A 17,473-nucleotide genomic window follows, 5' to 3' on the forward strand; every position below is an offset into this window, starting at 1 on the left:
CTGGAGTGCATTATGTTGAGCCTGTCCCGCCTGTTTATCCATCCGGTAAAATCAATGCGTGGTACGCAGGTTTCCCTGGCCCAGGCGCGGGAAAGTGGTCTGGTATTTGATCGTAGCTTTATGATAACCGAACCGGACGGAACCTTTATCACCGCTCGTCAGTACCCGGATATGGTGCTGTTCACGCCAGCACTGACGCCGGATGGGCTATTTTTGTCTGCCCCGGACGGCAGCAGCGCCAGTATTCGTCTGGCAGATTTCCAGCCGGTTCCGGCAGCGACAATGGTTTGGGGCAATACCTTTACCTCGCAGATTGCCCCCGAGGCTATCAATCAGTGGCTGAGCGACTTTTTCCCCCGCCCGGTGCAGCTGCGCTGGGTAGGGCCTGAGATGAGCCGGCGGGTAAAAAAATTTGCGCATGTGCCGTTAGGCTTTGCCGATGGCTTTCCATTTTTACTGATTAATGAGGCTTCGCTACAGGATCTGCGTCAACGCTGCCCCGCCGGGATCAGGCTTGAGCAGTTTCGTCCTAACCTGGTGGTGACCGGCGCCGCCGCCTGGGCGGAAGACAGCTGGTCAACGCTTCGCATTGGCGAAATCATTTTTGAGGTGCCGAAGCCCTGTAGCCGCTGCGTACTCACCACGGTCAGCCCGGAGCGGGGTCGCAAACATCCGGGCGGAGAACCTCTTGCCACGCTGCAAACGTTCCGCAGCGCCACCGATGGCAGCGGCGATATTGATTTTGGCCTTAACCTACTGGCCAGAAATAGCGGTATCCTCCGCGTTGGCGATGAGCTGGAAGTGCTGTCCAGCAAACCTGCCCGCGACTATGGTCCCGGTAAAGTGATTGAGACGCTTAACGTGGCCGCGGTTGCGGAAGGGAGCCTGTCGATAAACTGGGAGGATGAGCGTTTTACCGGCAATAACCAGCAGGTTTTGCTGGAGCAGCTGGAGATGAAGGGCTGTCGGGTGCCCTACTCGTGCAGAGCGGGCATTTGCGGCAGTTGCAAAGTCAGGCTTGTCGCCGGTGAGGTCACCCCGATGAAAAAAGGCGCAGTGCGTAGCGATGGCACGATACTCAGCTGCAGCTGCATTCCCGCCAGCGACCTGGTGCTGCGTTCTGCCAGATCCTGAGCCTGCGCATGTTCAGGCTCTGACCCGGTCCTGAGCCTGCATATGTTCAGACTCTAAACGGCTCTGGCGAAGCTGTGCACGGACTCTTTCGCCAGCGGAATAAGGCGATCGTGCATCACTTTAATCGCATCGCCCAGCGCCATACTGCGCCCGGCCAGCGTCAGTTCAGGCTGCGCAAGCAGGCAAAGCGCGGCCTTTTCACCCGCTTCGGCCACCAGCAGCGTCGCCCATTCACCGGTTTCACAGAGTTTTACACTCACCAGCTCGCCTTCAGCCGGTTGGCAATGGCCGGGATGGCTTTCAAAATGCCAGCTTTTAGGCATCAGGGGCTTCAGGAAGCGGCAGGCCACCAGCGCGTTAAGCACCAGCTGCGTACGCTGTTCGCTATCCAGGTGACAGCGCCGACAGCTCTCTTCAAAGCTGAAAAACATGGCGGCGTCATCAACGCAGAAGCCTGCGGCGTTAAAAGCATCCGGCGTCAATACCTTGCGCGTAAAGCGCGATCGGAACGTCGAGCCGTCCGCAAAATCCAGCATCATGCAATCCTGCTCTGCATCGAAATACCAGCGCCAGCTGTCGTCAGGTTTATTTCTCATGATGTATTCCATTGTAATACTTATTTACATTACGAACGCAAAATTAGCATAAGAACGTCAGGCGAAACCGCAATAAACCGCAATAAAGAGAGTCCATCGCGTCCAGTGAGTAAGTATTGCGGTTAAACAGGATAAAATATAAACGAGCCAGCGGGGAAAATAAAGCCCCAGGCTGATAACCTGGAAGCCAGGCCGTTATTTTCGGGATAATTGCGGCGGGGTATCGTACATAAAAACGGCAACGGGACGGGGAATTGTCGGAGAGGATGCGATTCGTCCTCTCCGCAAAAATAGCGCCTTTCGTCCAGGCACGGAAGGGCAAGCTCGCTTAAATGTGGCGCACAATCTCCCTGACCAGCGGCGGTCCTTTATAAATAAACCCGGAATAAACCTGAATGAGCGAAGCGCCAGCCGCTAATTTTTCCCGCGCTGAGACCAGTGAATCAATGCCCCCCACGCCGATAATTGGCAGCCGCCCCTGGAGTTCCTGCGACAGGCGACGAATTATTTCCGTACTGCGCAACTGAACGGGACGACCGCTTAGCCCTCCCGCTTCATCGGCATGTTTTAATCCGGCGACCAGTGAACGATCGAGCGTCGTATTGGTGGCAATAACCCCCTCAATATTATGGCGCACCAGACTGTCGGCAATTTGGCTTAGCTCTTCTTCAGAAAGATCGGGCGCGATCTTTACCGCCAGAGGGACATATTTATGATGCCGCGCAGCAAGATTTTTCTGCATCTCTTTAATCGCCTGTAGCAAATCATCCAGCGCTTCGCCATATTGCAGCGTACGCAGGTCTGGCGTATTGGGAGACGATATATTGATCGCGATATAACCGGCATAAGGATAAATTTTCTCCATGCAGATTAAATAATCTTCCTTACCCTGCTCAACCGGCGTGTCTTTATTTTTACCGATATTGATCCCCAGCACGCCGTCAAAATGCGACTTTTTGACATTTTCCACCAGCCGATCGACGCCGAGATTATTGAATCCCATACGGTTAATGATGCCTTCAGCCTCCAGCACGCGAAACATTCTTGGCTTATCGTTTCCCGCCTGCGGGCGCGGGGTCACCGTACCCACTTCAATAAAGCCAAAGCCCAGCGCGCCCAGCGCATCGATACATTCACCATTTTTATCCAGTCCGGCGGCCAGGCCCAGCGGATTTTTAAACGTCAGCCCCATGCAGTTAACGGGCCTGAAAGGCACCGTCTGTCGGATCAAATGAAGCAGCGGCGTCCCGGTAATGCGCTGCAATTGCTGTAGCGTCAGCTCATGCGCGCGCTCAGCATCAAGCTGGAAAAGCGCCTTACGGACCAGAGGGTAATACATAAAGGCTCCTGAATGCCCCCCAGCAAAGGGGGTGATTAAAAAGGAATTAAACGCCGAACTGTATGCCAGTGTGCCAGTGGCGTGACGCTGTGCGCGGGGCAAAATGGTAAAGTCCTTTTGACTCAATGTAAAACGATTGCACGCATCGCCTCCTGAATCTACAGGCGGCTCTTATTCGGAAAGTGACTTATAAATGCCGGATAAATCATTTAAGCCTGTTTCTTCACTCTGTCAGGATAAGCCTGTTCGTTATCTAATATGTTTAATCAATAACTTTTAGTTATAAGGAGAGGCGATGCGCGTTATTACTCTGGCGGGAAGTCCTCGCTATCCCTCACGCTCAACGGCGCTGTTAACCCTTTGTCAGCATGCGCTTGAGGCGCGCGGCGTGGAAGTCATTCCGTGGAATCTGCACAATTTCCCTCCGGAAGATCTGCTCAATGCCCGCTTTGATTCCCCCGCGCTGCTGGCATTCAAGGAAGACCTTGCGGATGCCGACGGCGTAATTGTGGCCACCCCGATCTATAAAGCCTCTTTTTCCGGGGCTTTGAAAACCGTTCTCGATCTTCTGCCCGAGCGTGCGCTTGAGCACAAAGTCGTTCTGCCGCTGGCAACGGGCGGCACCGTGGCACATATGCTCGCGGTGGATTACGCCCTTAAGCCTGTACTGAGCGCGCTTAAGGCGCAGGAAGTCCTGCATGGTGTATTCGCAGATGATACGCAGGTGACCCATTACGATCGGCAGCCAGCGCTTTCCCCGGTGCTTGAAGCGCGTATTGCCGACTCCATTGAAACTTTCTGGCAGGCGCTGTCTCGTCGCCATCAGCCGCTGGCCGTCGCCGTCTGACTAAGGAACCCGATCGTGAAGCTGTTTGCAAAAGTAATGGGCACCTTATTGCTCGTCGGCATCATGTTGCATAGTGCGCTGGCGGCCGACTCCCCTGCCCCTGAAACCTTCCGCATTGGTTATCAGAAAGGGTCGGTCAGTATGGTGCTGGCAAAATCGCACAATCTGCTGGAAAAACGCTTCCCCGGCACGCACTTCAAGTGGGTTGAATTCCCTGCGGGGCCGCAAATGCTGGAAGCGCTTAACGTTAACAGTATCGATCTGGGGAGTACCGGCGATATTCCGCCTATTTTTGCCCAGGCCGCCGGGGCTGACCTGCTCTATGTCGGCCAGGAACCGCCAAAGCCAAAGGCTGAAGTAATTCTGGTGGCGAACAACAGCCCTTATAAAACCGTTGCCGATCTGAAAGGCCATAAAGTGGCGCTACAGAAAGGTTCCAGCTCGCACAATCTCCTGCTCAGGGCGCTGGAAAAAGCTGGCCTGAAATTCAGCGATATTAAACCCGTCTGGTTAACGCCCGCCGATGCACGCGCGGCTTTCCAGCAGGGCGATGTCGATGCCTGGGCCATCTGGGATCCCTATTATTCCGCCGCACTGTTGCAGGGCGGCGTGCGGGTGCTTACCGATGGCAGCCAGCTTAATCAAACCGGTTCATTCTATCTGGCGACGCGCGCCTTCACCGAGGCCCACGGCGCATTTATCAGCCAGGTCCTGGAGACGTTCAGCCAGGCAGATGCGTTGACCCAAAGCGACCGCGACAACAGCATCGCCCTGCTTTCCAGCACCATGGGTCTGCCGAAAGCAGTGATTGCCAGCTATCTGGATCATCGCCCGCCAACGACGATCACCCCCGTTAGCGATAAAACGGAAAGCGCGCAGCAGCAGACCGCCGATTTATTCTACGCCAATCATTTAATGCCGGTGAAGGTGGATATTTCCAGCCGCATCTGGCACGCCCCGACCGTGAACTGATTAAGGAGTTACGCGATGAGTCTTTCCGTTTTCTGGTTTCTTCCTACCCACGGTGATGGTCACTATCTGGGCACCGCCGAAGGCGCCCGCCCTGTCGATCACGGCTATCTGCAACAGGTTGCGCAGGCTGCGGACAGGCTGGGTTTTGGCGGCGTATTAATCCCAACCGGACGCTCCTGTGAAGATGCCTGGCTGGTCGCGGCCTCGCTGATACCGGTCACCCAGCGGCTGCGCTTTCTGGTAGCGCTGCGCCCCGGCGTGATCTCACCCACCCAGGCCGCCCGTCAGGCCGCCACGCTCGACCGTTTATCGAATGGCCGCGCGCTGTTTAACCTGGTCACTGGCGGCGATGCCGACGAGCTGGCCGGAGACGGCGTGTTCCTCGATCATCGTGAACGCTATGAAGAATCGGCGGAATTTACCCGCATCTGGCGTCGCGTGCTGGCGGGCGAGACGGTGGACTATGAAGGTAAACACGTCAGGGTGCGCGGCGCGCGCCTGATGTTTAAGCCGGTACAGCAGCCGCGTCCGCCGCTCTGGTTTGGCGGCTCCTCAGAGCCAGCCCAGGATCTGGCCGCCGAACAGGTCGATGTTTATCTCACCTGGGGCGAGCCTCCCGCGCAGGTCAAAGAGAAGATTGAGCAGGTCCGCGCCAAAGCAGCGGCGCAGGGCCGCAGCGTCAGATTTGGCATTCGTCTGCATGTGATCATCCGCGAGACGAATGAAGAAGCCTGGCGCGCCGCCGACCGCCTGATCTCCCATCTGGACGATGCCACCATCGCCAGAGCGCAGGCCGCGCTGGCGCGAACGGACTCCGTCGGCCAGCAGCGTATGGCGGCGCTGCACGGGGGGCGCAGGGACAAGCTGGAAATCAGCCCTAACCTCTGGGCCGGCGTTGGTCTGGTGCGCGGTGGTGCCGGAACGGCGCTGGTGGGGGATGGTGAAACGGTTGCCGCCCGGATGCAGGAGTATGCCGACCTGGGCATTGAAACCTTTATTCTTTCCGGCTATCCGCACCTTGAGGAAGCTTACCGCGTGGGGGAGCTGCTGTTCCCCCACCTGGATCTTGAGGTGCCTGAAATTCCGCAGCCCCGGGCCGTTGTCGCTCACGGCGAAGCGGTAGCCCACGATTTTGCTCCACAAAAAGTCTCTCAGAGCTGAGGTAGTTATGAACAAGCCGCTTAAGCGTATCAACAATCAGCTTATCCCCTGGGCGCTGCCAGTCGCGCTGGTCGTCGTCTGGCAGATAGCGTCACAAACCGGCTGGCTCTCCAACCGAATTTTGCCCTCCCCCGAGGCGATTGTCGTGACTTTCTGGCACCTGACGGTCAGCGGTGAACTCTGGCAACACCTGGCCATTAGTAGCTGGCGGGCAGCCGTTGGCTTCGGTATCGGCGGGTCAATCGGGCTGATTCTGGGCCTGATCACCGGGATGTCCCGCCTGGGGGAGCGTCTGCTGGATACCTCAATACAGATGCTGCGTAACGTGCCGCATCTGGCGCTGATCCCGCTGGTTATCCTCTGGTTTGGCATCGACGAGTCGGCCAAAATTTTCCTGGTGGCACTCGGCACCATGTTCCCCATTTATCTCAATACCTATCACGGCATTCGCAATATTGACCGGGGACTGGTGGAGATGGCGCGCAGCTATGGGCTTTCAGGCTGGAGTCTGTTTATTCAGGTAGTGCTGCCGGGCGCGCTGCCGTCGATTATGGTTGGCGTACGCTTCGCGCTCGGACTGATGTGGCTGACGCTAATCGTGGCTGAAACCATCTCGGCGAACTCCGGTATCGGCTATCTGGCTATGAACGCCCGTGAGTTTTTACAAACCGATGTGGTGGTGGTCGCCATTATTCTCTACGCCCTGCTTGGCAAGCTGGCCGACGTCAGTGCGTTACTGCTTGAACGCTGGTGGCTGCGCTGGCATCCCGCTTATCAACTGAAGGAGGATTTCGCATGAGTGAGGTTAATACTTCTCCGGCGCGGCTCATTGCCGGCACGCCCCTGGCGATTAACGGCGTAAGCAAGCAGTACAATGGTCGTACGGTGCTGAACGACATCAATCTGCATATCCCCTCCGGCCAGTTTGTGGCGGTAGTCGGGCGCAGCGGCTGCGGAAAAAGTACCCTTCTCCGACTGCTGGCCGGGCTGGAAAAGACCTCGACCGGCGCACTTTTAGCCGGTAGCGCGCCGCTTAGTCAGGCGAAAGACGACACCCGGCTGATGTTTCAGGATGCGCGCCTGCTGCCGTGGAAAAGCGTGATCGATAACGTTGGGCTGGGCCTTAAGGGGCGCGCCTGGAAAGAGGCGGCCCGTGAAGCGCTGGAAGCCGTGGGTCTTGCAGAGCGGGCAGAAGAGTGGCCTGCGGCACTGTCAGGCGGTCAGAAACAGCGTGTGGCGCTGGCGCGTGCGCTTATCCACCGTCCCGGCCTGTTGCTGCTGGATGAGCCGTTAGGGGCGCTGGATGCCCTGACGCGCATTGAAATGCAGGACCTGATCGAATCCCTGTGGCAGAAGCACCATTTTACCGTGCTCCTGGTCACCCACGACGTAAGCGAAGCAGTGGCAATGGCAGATCGGGTGCTGCTGATCGAAGAGGGAGAGATTGGGCTGGATTTGACCATCGATCTGCCCCGTCCCCGCCGTAAAGGTTCCGTCAAACTGGCAGAGCTGGAAGCGAAGGTGCTGGACCGGGTGATGAAGCGCTCACCCGCCGAGGCAGAAAAGCATTACGCGCAGCGATAACGCGTGCGCATCTTTTACGTCATGCCCGGCCAGCAGGATGACAGTTGTGAGCATGACGTCCTCATTCGGTTGGCCGGTCCCCGCGGTACTAATTCCTCCTTAAATAAAAGAACCGCCGCTTCCCCGTTCAGCTGTGCTGACAGGGAAGCGGCGGTTCGGGCGTTTTTAGTTAAGACCGCTTTCGGCTACCGCCGCCCTTCAGGCATTAAGCGCTTTGGTTATCTTCTCGAAAAGGTCACCAGAAAGTTTGTCCAGTCCCTTTAGCTGTTCCAGCGCATTACGCATCAGCGTTTGACGCGATGCATCGTAGCGTTTAAGACGGATCAGCGGTTCAATCATCCTGGAGGCCACCTGGGGATTACGGGTGTTCAGATCGGTCAGGATCTCAACCAGGAACTGGTAGCCGCTACCGTCGGCCGCATGGAACGCAGCAGGGTTGCCGGAAGCAAATGCCCCAATCAGCGAGCGAATGCGGTTTGGATTACTCAGGGTAAAGGAACGATGTCCGAGCAGCGCCTTGACCTGACTTAAGACGTCCGGCGCAGGGCTGGTCGCCTGCAGGGCAAACCACTTATCCATCACCAGGCCATCTTTATGCCAGCGGTTATCAAACGCTTCCAGCAGCGCATCGCGGCAGGGCAGACCGGCCGACACCGCCGCCGACATAGCCGCCAGCGAGTCAGTCATATTATTTGCCTGTTCAAACTGCGCGGTGACCACTTTCTCAGCCAGCGCCACGTCGCCAAAGGCCAGATAGCTCAGACAGACGTTTTTCAGCGCGCGCTTCGACATATCAGCATGTTCCACCCGGTAGTCGAGGCTGTGGTGCGCATGATAAATTGCCAGCCATTCGTCAGCCAGTTCGGTTGCTAACAGACGCATCAGCGCGGCGCGCACGTCGGCAATCGCCTGTGGATCGATTATCTCGAACAGTTCAGCAATTTCATTTTCACCCGGGAGCGAAAGGATCAGCGCCATCAGTGCCGGATCGCTGTTCTCTTCCAGCAAGACGCCGCGGAAAGCATCGGCAACGTGCAGCGGCAACGAGAGCGGCTGACCCTGCTGATAACGTGCAACGTTGAGACGAATATAGATTGCCAGCAGGCTCTGTGCCGCATCCCAGCGGGCAAAGTCGTTACGTGCGTGGCGCATCAGGAAAGTGAGCTGTGCATCGCTCCAGTTATACTCCAGCTTCACCGGCGCGGAGAATTCGCGCAGCAGGGAAGGTATCGGCTGGAAGTAGACTTTATCGAAAACAAACGACTGGAACTCTTCCGTCACGTTCAGCACATGATGTACCGGATGCCCATTGTGCTGAAGCGGAATTACCCTGCCCTCGGCATCATAAAGTTCGATATCGAGCGGAATATGCAGCGGCTGCTTCTCTTTCTGATCGGCCGTCGGCGGCGTCATCTGGGTGACGTGCAGCGTATACTGTTCCAGCTCAGGATTATAGTCATCGCGCACGGTCAGCACCGGCGTACCGGACTGGCTGTACCAGCGACGGAACTGTGAGAGATCGACGTTAGATGCATCTTCGAGCGCCTGCACAAAGTCATCGCAGGTGGCTGCGCTGCCGTCGTGGCGTTCGAAGTAAAGCTGAATGCCCTTCTGAAAGTTCTCTTCACCCAGCAGGGTGTGCAGCATACGGATCACCTCTGAACCTTTCTCATACACCGTGAGGGTGTAAAAGTTGTTCATTTCAATAACCTGCTCAGGGCGGATCGGATGCGCCATCGGGCTGGCATCTTCAGCAAACTGGGCACCGCGCATGATGCGCACGTTGTCGATGCGGTTGACCGCACGCGACCCCAGATCGGAGCTGAACTCCTGATCGCGGAACACCGTCAGCCCCTCTTTCAGGCTGAGCTGGAACCAGTCGCGGCAGGTGACGCGGTTGCCGGTCCAGTTATGAAAGTATTCGTGACCGATCACCGCTTCAATGCCGAGATAGTCTTTATCTGTGGCTGTTTCCGCCTTCGCCAGCACGTACTTAGCGTTAAAGACGTTGAGGCCTTTATTTTCCATCGCACCCATGTTGAAGAAGTCGACGGCGACGATCATAAAGATATCCAGGTCATACTCCAGACCGAAACGCTCCTCGTCCCATTTCATGCTGTTTTTGAGCGAGGTCATCGCCCAGTCGGCGCGATCGAGATTACCGCGATCGACAAAGATCTCCAGCGCGACGTCGCGGCCTGAGCGCGTTCTGAAGCTGTCGCGCAGCACATCGAAATCGCCCGCAACCAGCGCAAAGAGATAGCAGGGTTTAGGGAAGGGATCCTGCCACTTCATCCAGTGACGCCCGTCTTCCATCTGCCCGCCATCTACGCGGTTACCGTTAGAGAGCAGATAGGGATAACGTGTTTGTTCAGCAATGATAGTGGTGGTAAAACGCGCCAGCACATCCGGCCGGTCAGGATACCAGGTGATATTGCGAAAACCTTCAGCCTCGCACTGGGTGCAAAGCGCATCGCCGGATTTGTACAGGCCATCCAGCGCGGTGTTTTGATCCGGATGAATGTCGTTGACAATTTTCAGAGTGAATGCGGCGGGAAGCTGGCTGATATAGAGCGCATCTGCTTCCTGGCGATAGTGCGGCCAGGGGGTGTCGTCGATCGTCAGCGAAATGAGCGTCAGATTCTCGCCATCAAGTCGTAATTCCCCCGCTGCCGGGTTCAGCCGTTTAATTTGGCTGATGGCGGTCACCTGCGTGGTGCTGGCGTCAAGGATAAACGTCAGGTCAATATCGGTAATAGTATAATCGGGCGCACGGTAATCATGGCGATTTTTGGCTTGCGGCAGTTGCGTCATAGGGCGTTCTCACGTCGACAATAAGTTAATCATTTCAAGTCTATTCCTGTTAGCGACATGTTGCCACGTACAATCCTGTCCCGACAGAAATAATACGCCCTATATACACATTTCATTAACAAGCGCACAGATTGCCCTCGACCTGTAGCAATGATTTATGCTGAGATTGCGTTCAATAAATGAGGATTCACGTTATACTCCTGCGTCTTTACTATTTTGAACCAGGGATAACGCTCTTCGCCAGAGGATGCTGAAACGCACCATGACACGACATGATTCCCCGATATTGACGACATTGCTTGATACGGATGCCTACAAGCTGCACATGCAACAGGCAGTGTTCCATCGTTACCAGAACGTCCCCGTCGTGGCGGAATTCCGCTGCCGGGGTGACGATTTGCTGGGTATTTATGCCGATGAGATTAGAGAACAAATCGACATGATGCGCACGCTGGCATTGACCGGCGACGAAGCAAGCTATCTGGCAGAACTGCCTTTTTTCAAAATGGATTATCTCACCTGGCTAAAAGCGTTTCGCTACGATCCCAGCCAGGTACGCGTTCGTAACCATCACGGCAAGCTGGATATTCGCATCAGCGGATCCTGGCTTGAGGTCATTATGTGGGAAGTCCCTCTGCTGGCGCTGATCAGTGAAGTGGTTCATCGCCACCGATCGCCTGGGGTGCAGACCGCCATGGCGGTTGACCGTCTGAACAGCAAGCTGGCTGATTTCGGCAGGATCACCGACTCGATGGATATGTCGCGCTTTAAGCTGATGGATTTTGGCACGCGACGTCGCTTCTCCGGCGACGTGCAGCGCGCTATCGTCAGCACGCTTAAGCAGAACTTCCCCTGGCTGGTCGGCTCAAGCAACTATGATGTGGCTCGCAGTCTGGCGCTGCCGCCGGTGGGAACCCAGGCGCATGAATGGTTTCAGGCCCACCAGCAGATAAGCCCGGTGTTGGCTAACAGTCAGCGCGCGGCTCTCCAGGCGTGGCTTGATGAGTATCCTGATAATCTGGGGATCGCACTGACTGACTGCATTACCATGGATGCGTTTTTGCGTGACTTTGGCCAGGCGTTTGCCAATCGTTATCAGGGTCTGCGCCATGACTCTGGCGACCCGGTGGAATGGGGGGAGAAAGCGATCGCCCATTACGAAACGCTGGGCATCGATCCGAAAACCAAAACGCTGGTGTTCTCGGATAACCTTGATCTGGCTAAAGCGGTCGATCTTTATGCGCATTTTGGGCAACGGGCAGACGTCATTTTTGGCATCGGCACCCGCCTGACCTGTGACATTCCACAGGTTAAGCCGCTGAATATTGTTATCAAGCTGGTGGAATGCAATGGCAAACCGGTCGCCAAGCTCTCCGACAGCCCGGGCAAAACAATTTGCCAGGACAAAGCCTTCGTTCGTGCCCTGCGTAAGGCGTTCGACCTGCCGCTGGTCAAAAAAGCCAGTTAACCCTTGCGTAATTAAGAGAGGAGGTTTCCCCTCTTCTCTTATCCCTGTCTCTTTCGTCAAGAAATCTCCCACCCGATAACGAATTCTTCTTGTGTCTCGCCAGTCGGCAAGTAACATAGCATCACCCCCAATTTAGGGTAATAATTTCCCCTTCTGAATAATAGTGAGAGACTTTTATGAGCGTTGTGCCTGTAGCGGATGTACTGCATGGCCGGGTCGCGGTTGACAGTGAAGTCACCGTACGCGGCTGGGTGCGTACAAGAAGAGATTCAAAAGCCGGTATTTCCTTCATTGCCGTGTATGACGGCTCCTGCTTTAATCCCGTCCAGGCTGTCGTCAATAATGCGTTGAATAATTATCAGGATGAAGTCCTGCGCCTGACTACCGGCTGTTCGGTGGCGATCACCGGAAAAGTTGTTGAGTCACCGGGTGAAGGTCAAAGCTTTGAAATTCAGGCCACTGCCGTTGAGGTCGTTGGATGGGTTGACGATCCTGATACCTATCCGATGGCGGCAAAACGTCACAGTATTGAGTATCTGCGCGAAGTCGCCCACCTGCGCCCGCGCACCAACCTGATTGGTGCCGTAGCCCGCGTTCGCCATACCCTGGCCCAGGCGCTGCATCGCTTCTTTGATGAGCAGGGCTTTTTCTGGGTTTCCACCCCACTGATTACCGCTTCCGACACCGAAGGCGCCGGTGAAATGTTCCGCGTATCGACGCTGGACTTTGAAAACCTGCCGCGTACCCCCGAAGGTAAAGTCAATTTCGACGAAGACTTTTTCGGCAAAGAAGCCTTTCTGACCGTCTCCGGTCAGCTTAACGGTGAGACTTACGCCAGCGCGATCTCCAAAATCTATACCTTTGGCCCAACCTTCCGCGCGGAGAACTCCAATACCAGCCGCCATCTGGCCGAGTTTTGGATGCTGGAGCCGGAAGTGGCGTTTGCCGATCTGGAAGATAACGCCGCGCTGGCTGAGGCGATGTTAAAATACGTGTTTAAAGCGGTACTGAATGAACGGGCCGATGATATGGCCTTCTTCGCAGAACGCGTAGACAAAGAAGCCATTTCTCGCCTGGAACAATTTGTAACGACCGATTTTGCGCAGGTCGATTACACCGACGCCATTGAGATCCTGATTGCCTGCGGCGAGAAGTTTGAAAATGCCGTTTCATGGGGCATTGACCTCTCCTCCGAACATGAGCGCTACCTGGCTGAGAAACATTTCAAAGCCCCGGTCGTCGTCAAAAACTACCCTAAAGACATTAAAGCCTTCTATATGCGTCTGAATGACGATGGCAGGACCGTTGCGGCTATGGACGTTCTGGCTCCGGGCATTGGTGAAATCATTGGTGGTTCACAGCGTGAAGAGCGGCTGGACATTCTGGATGCGCGCCTGGCAGAAATGGGACTTAATAAAGAAGATTATTCCTGGTATCGCGATCTACGTCGCTACGGCACGGTACCGCATTCAGGTTTCGGATTAGGTTTCGAACGTTTAATCGCTTATGTCACTGGCGTACAAAATGTAAGAGATGTTATCGCGTTCCCACGTACGCCGCGCAACGCCAGCTTCTGATTCCAACATTAAATATAAGAAATTCATATATATAAATAAGGCCAGCCTCGCTGGCCTTTTTTTATTTTTGTAAATCATGAGATGCTTCACAAAGTTCAGTGATTTTTACATTTTGTAATACATATTTTCTAATTGTAACCAGAATACGATATTAGTAGCATTTTCGGGCTAGATTAACCGCGCTGCGAATGGAAAGATGCGTGCAGACACAGGAAGACACCAAACTCTCTTCGGGGTTCTGTAAAGAATTGTTGACGGCAGTGGCAGGTGTCCAAATAACTCCAATGAGGGTAATAAAAATGATGAAGCGCAACATTCTGGCACTGGTTATCCCGGCACTTTTAGCAGCAGGTGCAGCCAATGCAGCAGAAATTTATAATAAAGACGGCAACAAGCTGGACCTGTACGGTAAAGCGGTTGGTCTGCACTATTTTTCTGATAACGACAGCAATGATGGCGATCAGTCATACGTTCGTTTTGGTTTTAAGGGCGAAACGCAGATCAACGATATGTTGACCGGTTATGGCCAGTGGGAATACAACTTTAACGCCAACAATTCTGAAGGTTCTGATGCGCAATCTGGCAACAAGACGCGTCTGGGCTTCGCCGGTCTGAAATTCGCTCAGTACGGCTCTATCGATTATGGACGTAACTACAGCCTGCTGTATGATCCAATGGGCTGGACGGATATGCTGCCAGAATTTGGCGGTGACTCAGCTTATACCGACGAAGGTATCCTGGGTGGTCGTACGACGGGTGTCCTGACCTACCGTAATACTAACTTCTTTGGCCTGGTAGACGGATGGGACTTCGCCCTCCAGTATCAGGGTAAAAACGACCGTGACGATACTCGTCGTTCAAACGGTGATGGCTACGCCATTTCTACCAGCTACACCTCACCAATGGGCCTGGGTGTGTCCGGTGCCTATGGTTCATATGACCGTACCAACGCCCAGGCCTCTGGCGTGCGTACCCTGAATGACAGCAGCGGCAACGCGGTAGTTGACGCTAATGGCAACGACGTTACCATTAACAATGGCGCAGGCAAGCGCGCTGAAGCATGGGCAACCGCCATCAAGTATGACGCTAACAGCGTTTATCTGGCTGCAATGTACGGTGAAACGCGTAACGCTACGCCGTTTACCAGCTCTCAGGTCACGTTCAACAACGATCAGACCGGCAGCATCAGTTCTTTTGCTAACAAAGCACAGAACATTGAGCTGGTCGCACAGTACCAGTTCGATTTCGGCCTGCGTCCTTCACTGGGCTACGTGCAGTCTAAAGGCAAAGACATCGGCAACGGTATTGGCGATGCTGACCTGATCAAATACGCTGACGTTGGTGCGACGTATTACTTTAACAAAAACATGTCCACCTACGTTGACTACCAGATCAACCTGCTGAAAGACAACAACCCACTGGGTCTGAACACCGATGACACCGTAGCAGTAGGCCTGGTTTACCAGTTCTGATTGCACGGCGGGATGGCCTTTTCATCTCCGCGCTGTGATAAAATGGGGCTTCGGCCCCATTTTCATTTGCTCCGCAAGACAGAAGGATTTTCACCCGTACACTCCATCCCTTCACTTTAAATCATTGCGTTTCACTTACATCACAGCCGCGTCGAATCGCTCAACTTTCTGTCACTTCCCTTTATGCAATTTCATTACGCTTCGCCTTAACCTGACATCTCCCGCCCATCGCCCGATATCTGTCAGCCTAACGTGAAAAGCGAGTAATTTATTATCCTCTGGTGCTTACATAAATAACTTTACTTTCCCTGTTTTCCCCGCAAACGGTTGGCATTTTGTGCCCTCAGGCGGTAATCTGGATGCTCACTTCGTTTCAGATGACGCTTACGGAATTTGACTATGTTTGAACGTATTGCAGCAGCACCCGCCGACCCCATTCTTGGTTTAGCCGATCTTTTTCGCGCCGACGATCGTCCAAATAAGATCAATCTCGGCATTGGCGTTTATAAAGACGAAACCGGTAATACGCCAGTTTTGACCAGCGTAAAAAAAGCTGAGCAGCACCTGCTGGAGAACGAAACCACTAAAAATTACCTCAGTATCGATGGGCTGGCCGATTTTGCGCGCTGCACTCAGGAACTACTCTTTGGCGAAGGTAGCACGGTTGTTAGCGCCCAGCGCGCGCGTACGGCTCAGACGCCAGGCGGTACCGGTGCGCTACGCGTAGCAGCCGATTTTATTTCGAGCCAGACTGACGCAAAGCGTATCTGGATCAGCAACCCCAGCTGGCCAAACCATAAGAATGTTTTCGAAGCCGCTGGCCTGGAGGTCTGCGAATATCAGTATTACGATGCGTCCACACATTCACTGGATTTCGATGGCATGGTAAGTACACTGCGTGACGCAAAAGCGGGCGATATTGTACTGTTTCACGGCTGCTGCCATAACCCTACCGGCGTTGATCCTTCCGCTGAACAGTGGACGGCGCTGGCTGAACTCTCCCGGGCCAGCGGGTGGCTGCCCCTGTTTGACTTCGCCTATCAGGGCTTTGCCCGCGGTCTGGAGGAAGATGCTGAAGGCCTGCGTATTTTCGCTGCCCGCCATCAGGAGCTGTTGGTCGCCAGCTCCTACTCCAAGAATTTTGGCCTCTATAATGAGCGCGTCGGGGCGTTGACCCTGGTCGCCAGCGATGCCAACGTTGCCGCTACCGCTTTCAGCCAGGTTAAATACACCATCCGTGCTAACTACTCTAACCCGCCAGCACACGGCGCGGCGGTAGTCGCCACCATTCTGAGTAATAAGGCGCTGCGTGCCATCTGGGAGCAGGAGCTGACTGATATGCGTCAGCGCATCCACCGTATGCGCCAGCTGTTTGTGAATACGCTACAGGAGAAAGGCGCGAAAGGCGATTTCCGCTTTATCATCAGCCAGAACGGTATGTTTTCATTCAGCGGCCTGAGTAAAGATCAGGTGATTCGCCTGCGCGAGGAGTTTGGCGTTTATGCGGTTAATTCCGGCCGCGTTAACGTTGCGGGGATGACGCCGGATAATATGTCACCGCTTTGCGAAGCCATCGTGGCGGTTCTTTAAGGGCATTACGGTACGCGGAAAAGACCGGAGGTGTCGCCTGAGGGTGGGGCTCAGGGCTGCAAAGGCCTGGGGTGTCGCCAACAGGTGGGGCCCGGTGCCTGCCGGTCCTCGCGCCGCGCGTGGCGCGGTTCCTTCGTTCCGCTCGTCGACCTTTCGGACCGGGCATGACGGGACATCCCTGTCCCGGCATGCCCTTGTGCCAGCATCCCTGCTGGCCCATCCGGGTCTTACTCTCTTCACTCAGCGCTGCGGATTGCCTGTCACCGGCCCCACCCGCCTGCTCCTTTTGCATGGTGCTGGCTACGGGTAAAAGCGATTCATAGTGCCACTGTAAACTCTTCATTAGATTTGGAAGCGAACAGAGACAAACGACTAAGACAACCAATGTTATTTGAAACAGCTCAGAAACATTCGCGTTGACCGGGCTTACCTGGAAGTGGTTCCCACACTTGCGGACAGACCAAAAGATCTATTGAAACAGCAGACAGACAAACGATTTTGCTGAAAGCAATTCAGAAGCCTGTGCTAAGTCATACGGCTTTACTTAAAGCGATTCAGAAGACTGCGGAAAGTCATACGGTTTCAAACAAAGCGGCTCAGAAGCCTGAGAGGTGGATAATCCCTGCGGGTGACGGGCAATCCGCAGCGCTGCGGCGCAGACATAAGGCCAGGCGAGGGCAGCAGGGATGCTGCACTCAGGGAACGGCGGGCAGGGATGCCCGCTCGCGACCGGGCCGTCCGGCCTGGCGTCGGAGCCAAAGGCACCACGCAACGCGTGGCGTGAGGACGCCCGTCACCCGCTGGGATTATCCACCGGAACAGCAGATATCACCGCCTGCAAAACTAACCCACAAACCATGGAATTATCCACCGGAACAGCAAATATCACCGCCTGAACATCTGGACGACAACCGCTGGA

Annotated in this window: 14 protein-coding genes; 11 read left to right on the forward strand and 3 right to left on the reverse strand. The window is 55.0% G+C overall.

Annotation, left to right across the window (positions count from 1 at the left end; all coding sequences use genetic code 11):
- The first annotated feature begins 12 nt into the window (after positions 1-12).
- The gene (locus ACLRGG_RS12875; protein ID WP_416250140.1) at positions 13-1,134 is read left to right on the forward strand and encodes a YcbX family protein; all 1,122 of its coding nucleotides are present in this window, start codon (positions 13-15) and stop codon (positions 1,132-1,134) included.
- A 53-nt stretch (positions 1,135-1,187) separates the two neighbouring features.
- Here ACLRGG_RS12875 and ACLRGG_RS12880 read toward each other — a convergent pair whose 3' ends face one another.
- Complete coding sequence (locus ACLRGG_RS12880) at positions 1,188-1,730, reverse strand: cell division protein ZapC (RefSeq protein WP_416250141.1); 543 nt, start codon at positions 1,728-1,730, stop codon at positions 1,188-1,190.
- A gap of 328 nt (positions 1,731-2,058) precedes the next feature.
- Entirely contained in the window at positions 2,059-3,069 is a 1,011-nt protein-coding gene (gene pyrD, locus ACLRGG_RS12885; protein WP_416250142.1) for a quinone-dependent dihydroorotate dehydrogenase, read from the reverse strand.
- Positions 3,070-3,364: 295 nt separating this feature from the next.
- Here pyrD and ssuE point away from each other — a divergent pair, with 295 nt between their 5' ends.
- The 5 genes from ssuE to ssuB are packed head-to-tail and all read left to right on the forward strand — an operon-like array spanning position 3,365 to position 7,633.
- A complete protein-coding gene (ssuE, locus tag ACLRGG_RS12890; protein ID WP_416250143.1) occupies positions 3,365-3,916 on the forward strand; it encodes an NADPH-dependent FMN reductase in 552 nt (183 codons plus the stop codon).
- Positions 3,917-3,952: 36 nt separating this feature from the next.
- Positions 3,953-4,888 carry a sulfonate ABC transporter substrate-binding protein gene (locus tag ACLRGG_RS12895; RefSeq protein ID WP_416250242.1) on the forward strand — a complete coding sequence of 312 codons (936 nt, stop codon included), beginning with the start codon at positions 3,953-3,955 and terminating at the stop codon, positions 4,886-4,888.
- Positions 4,889-4,903: 15 nt separating this feature from the next.
- On the forward strand, positions 4,904-6,049 hold the full coding sequence (gene ssuD / locus ACLRGG_RS12900) for an FMNH2-dependent alkanesulfonate monooxygenase (protein WP_416250144.1): 1,146 nt from the start codon (positions 4,904-4,906) through the stop codon (positions 6,047-6,049).
- Between the two features lie 7 nt (positions 6,050-6,056).
- Entirely contained in the window at positions 6,057-6,848 is a 792-nt protein-coding gene (gene ssuC / locus ACLRGG_RS12905) for an aliphatic sulfonate ABC transporter permease SsuC (protein WP_416250145.1), read from the forward strand.
- Positions 6,845-7,633, forward strand: a complete 789-nt coding sequence (ssuB, locus tag ACLRGG_RS12910) for an aliphatic sulfonates ABC transporter ATP-binding protein (protein WP_416250146.1) — start codon at positions 6,845-6,847, stop codon at positions 7,631-7,633. Before ssuC ends, ssuB begins: the two co-directional genes overlap by 4 nt.
- Positions 7,634-7,831: 198 nt before the next feature.
- Here the strand turns inward: ssuB and pepN are convergent, their stop codons facing one another.
- On the reverse strand, positions 7,832-10,447 hold the full coding sequence (pepN, locus tag ACLRGG_RS12915) for an aminopeptidase N (protein ID WP_416250147.1): 2,616 nt from the start codon (positions 10,445-10,447) through the stop codon (positions 7,832-7,834).
- 247 nt (positions 10,448-10,694) lie between these two features.
- Between pepN and pncB the strand changes: the two genes are divergently transcribed.
- The 5 genes from pncB (at position 10,695) to ACLRGG_RS12940 (ending at position 17,450) form a co-directional block, all read left to right on the forward strand.
- A complete protein-coding gene (pncB, locus tag ACLRGG_RS12920) occupies positions 10,695-11,915 on the forward strand; it encodes a nicotinate phosphoribosyltransferase (RefSeq protein WP_416250148.1) in 1,221 nt (406 codons plus the stop codon).
- Between the two features lie 176 nt (positions 11,916-12,091).
- Positions 12,092-13,492, forward strand: a complete 1,401-nt coding sequence (gene asnS, locus ACLRGG_RS12925; RefSeq protein ID WP_416250149.1) for an asparagine--tRNA ligase — start codon at positions 12,092-12,094, stop codon at positions 13,490-13,492.
- Between the two features lie 299 nt (positions 13,493-13,791).
- Positions 13,792-14,964 (forward strand): porin, encoded by a 1,173-nt coding sequence (locus ACLRGG_RS12930; RefSeq protein ID WP_416250150.1) that lies wholly within the window; start codon positions 13,792-13,794, stop codon positions 14,962-14,964.
- A 399-nt stretch (positions 14,965-15,363) separates the two neighbouring features.
- The gene (locus ACLRGG_RS12935; RefSeq protein WP_416250151.1) at positions 15,364-16,554 is read left to right on the forward strand and encodes an amino acid aminotransferase; all 1,191 of its coding nucleotides are present in this window, start codon (positions 15,364-15,366) and stop codon (positions 16,552-16,554) included.
- Between the two features lie 686 nt (positions 16,555-17,240).
- Positions 17,241-17,450: a hypothetical protein gene (locus tag ACLRGG_RS12940; protein ID WP_416250152.1), complete on the forward strand. Its 210-nt coding sequence runs from the start codon at positions 17,241-17,243 to the stop codon at positions 17,448-17,450.
- The last annotated feature ends 23 nt before the right edge of the window (positions 17,451-17,473 follow it).

Origin of the sequence: Erwinia sp. PPS120 (genome assembly GCF_047918655.1) — a bacterium.
In the GTDB taxonomy this organism is placed as follows: Bacteria; Pseudomonadota; Gammaproteobacteria; order Enterobacterales; family Enterobacteriaceae; genus Erwinia; species Erwinia tasmaniensis_A.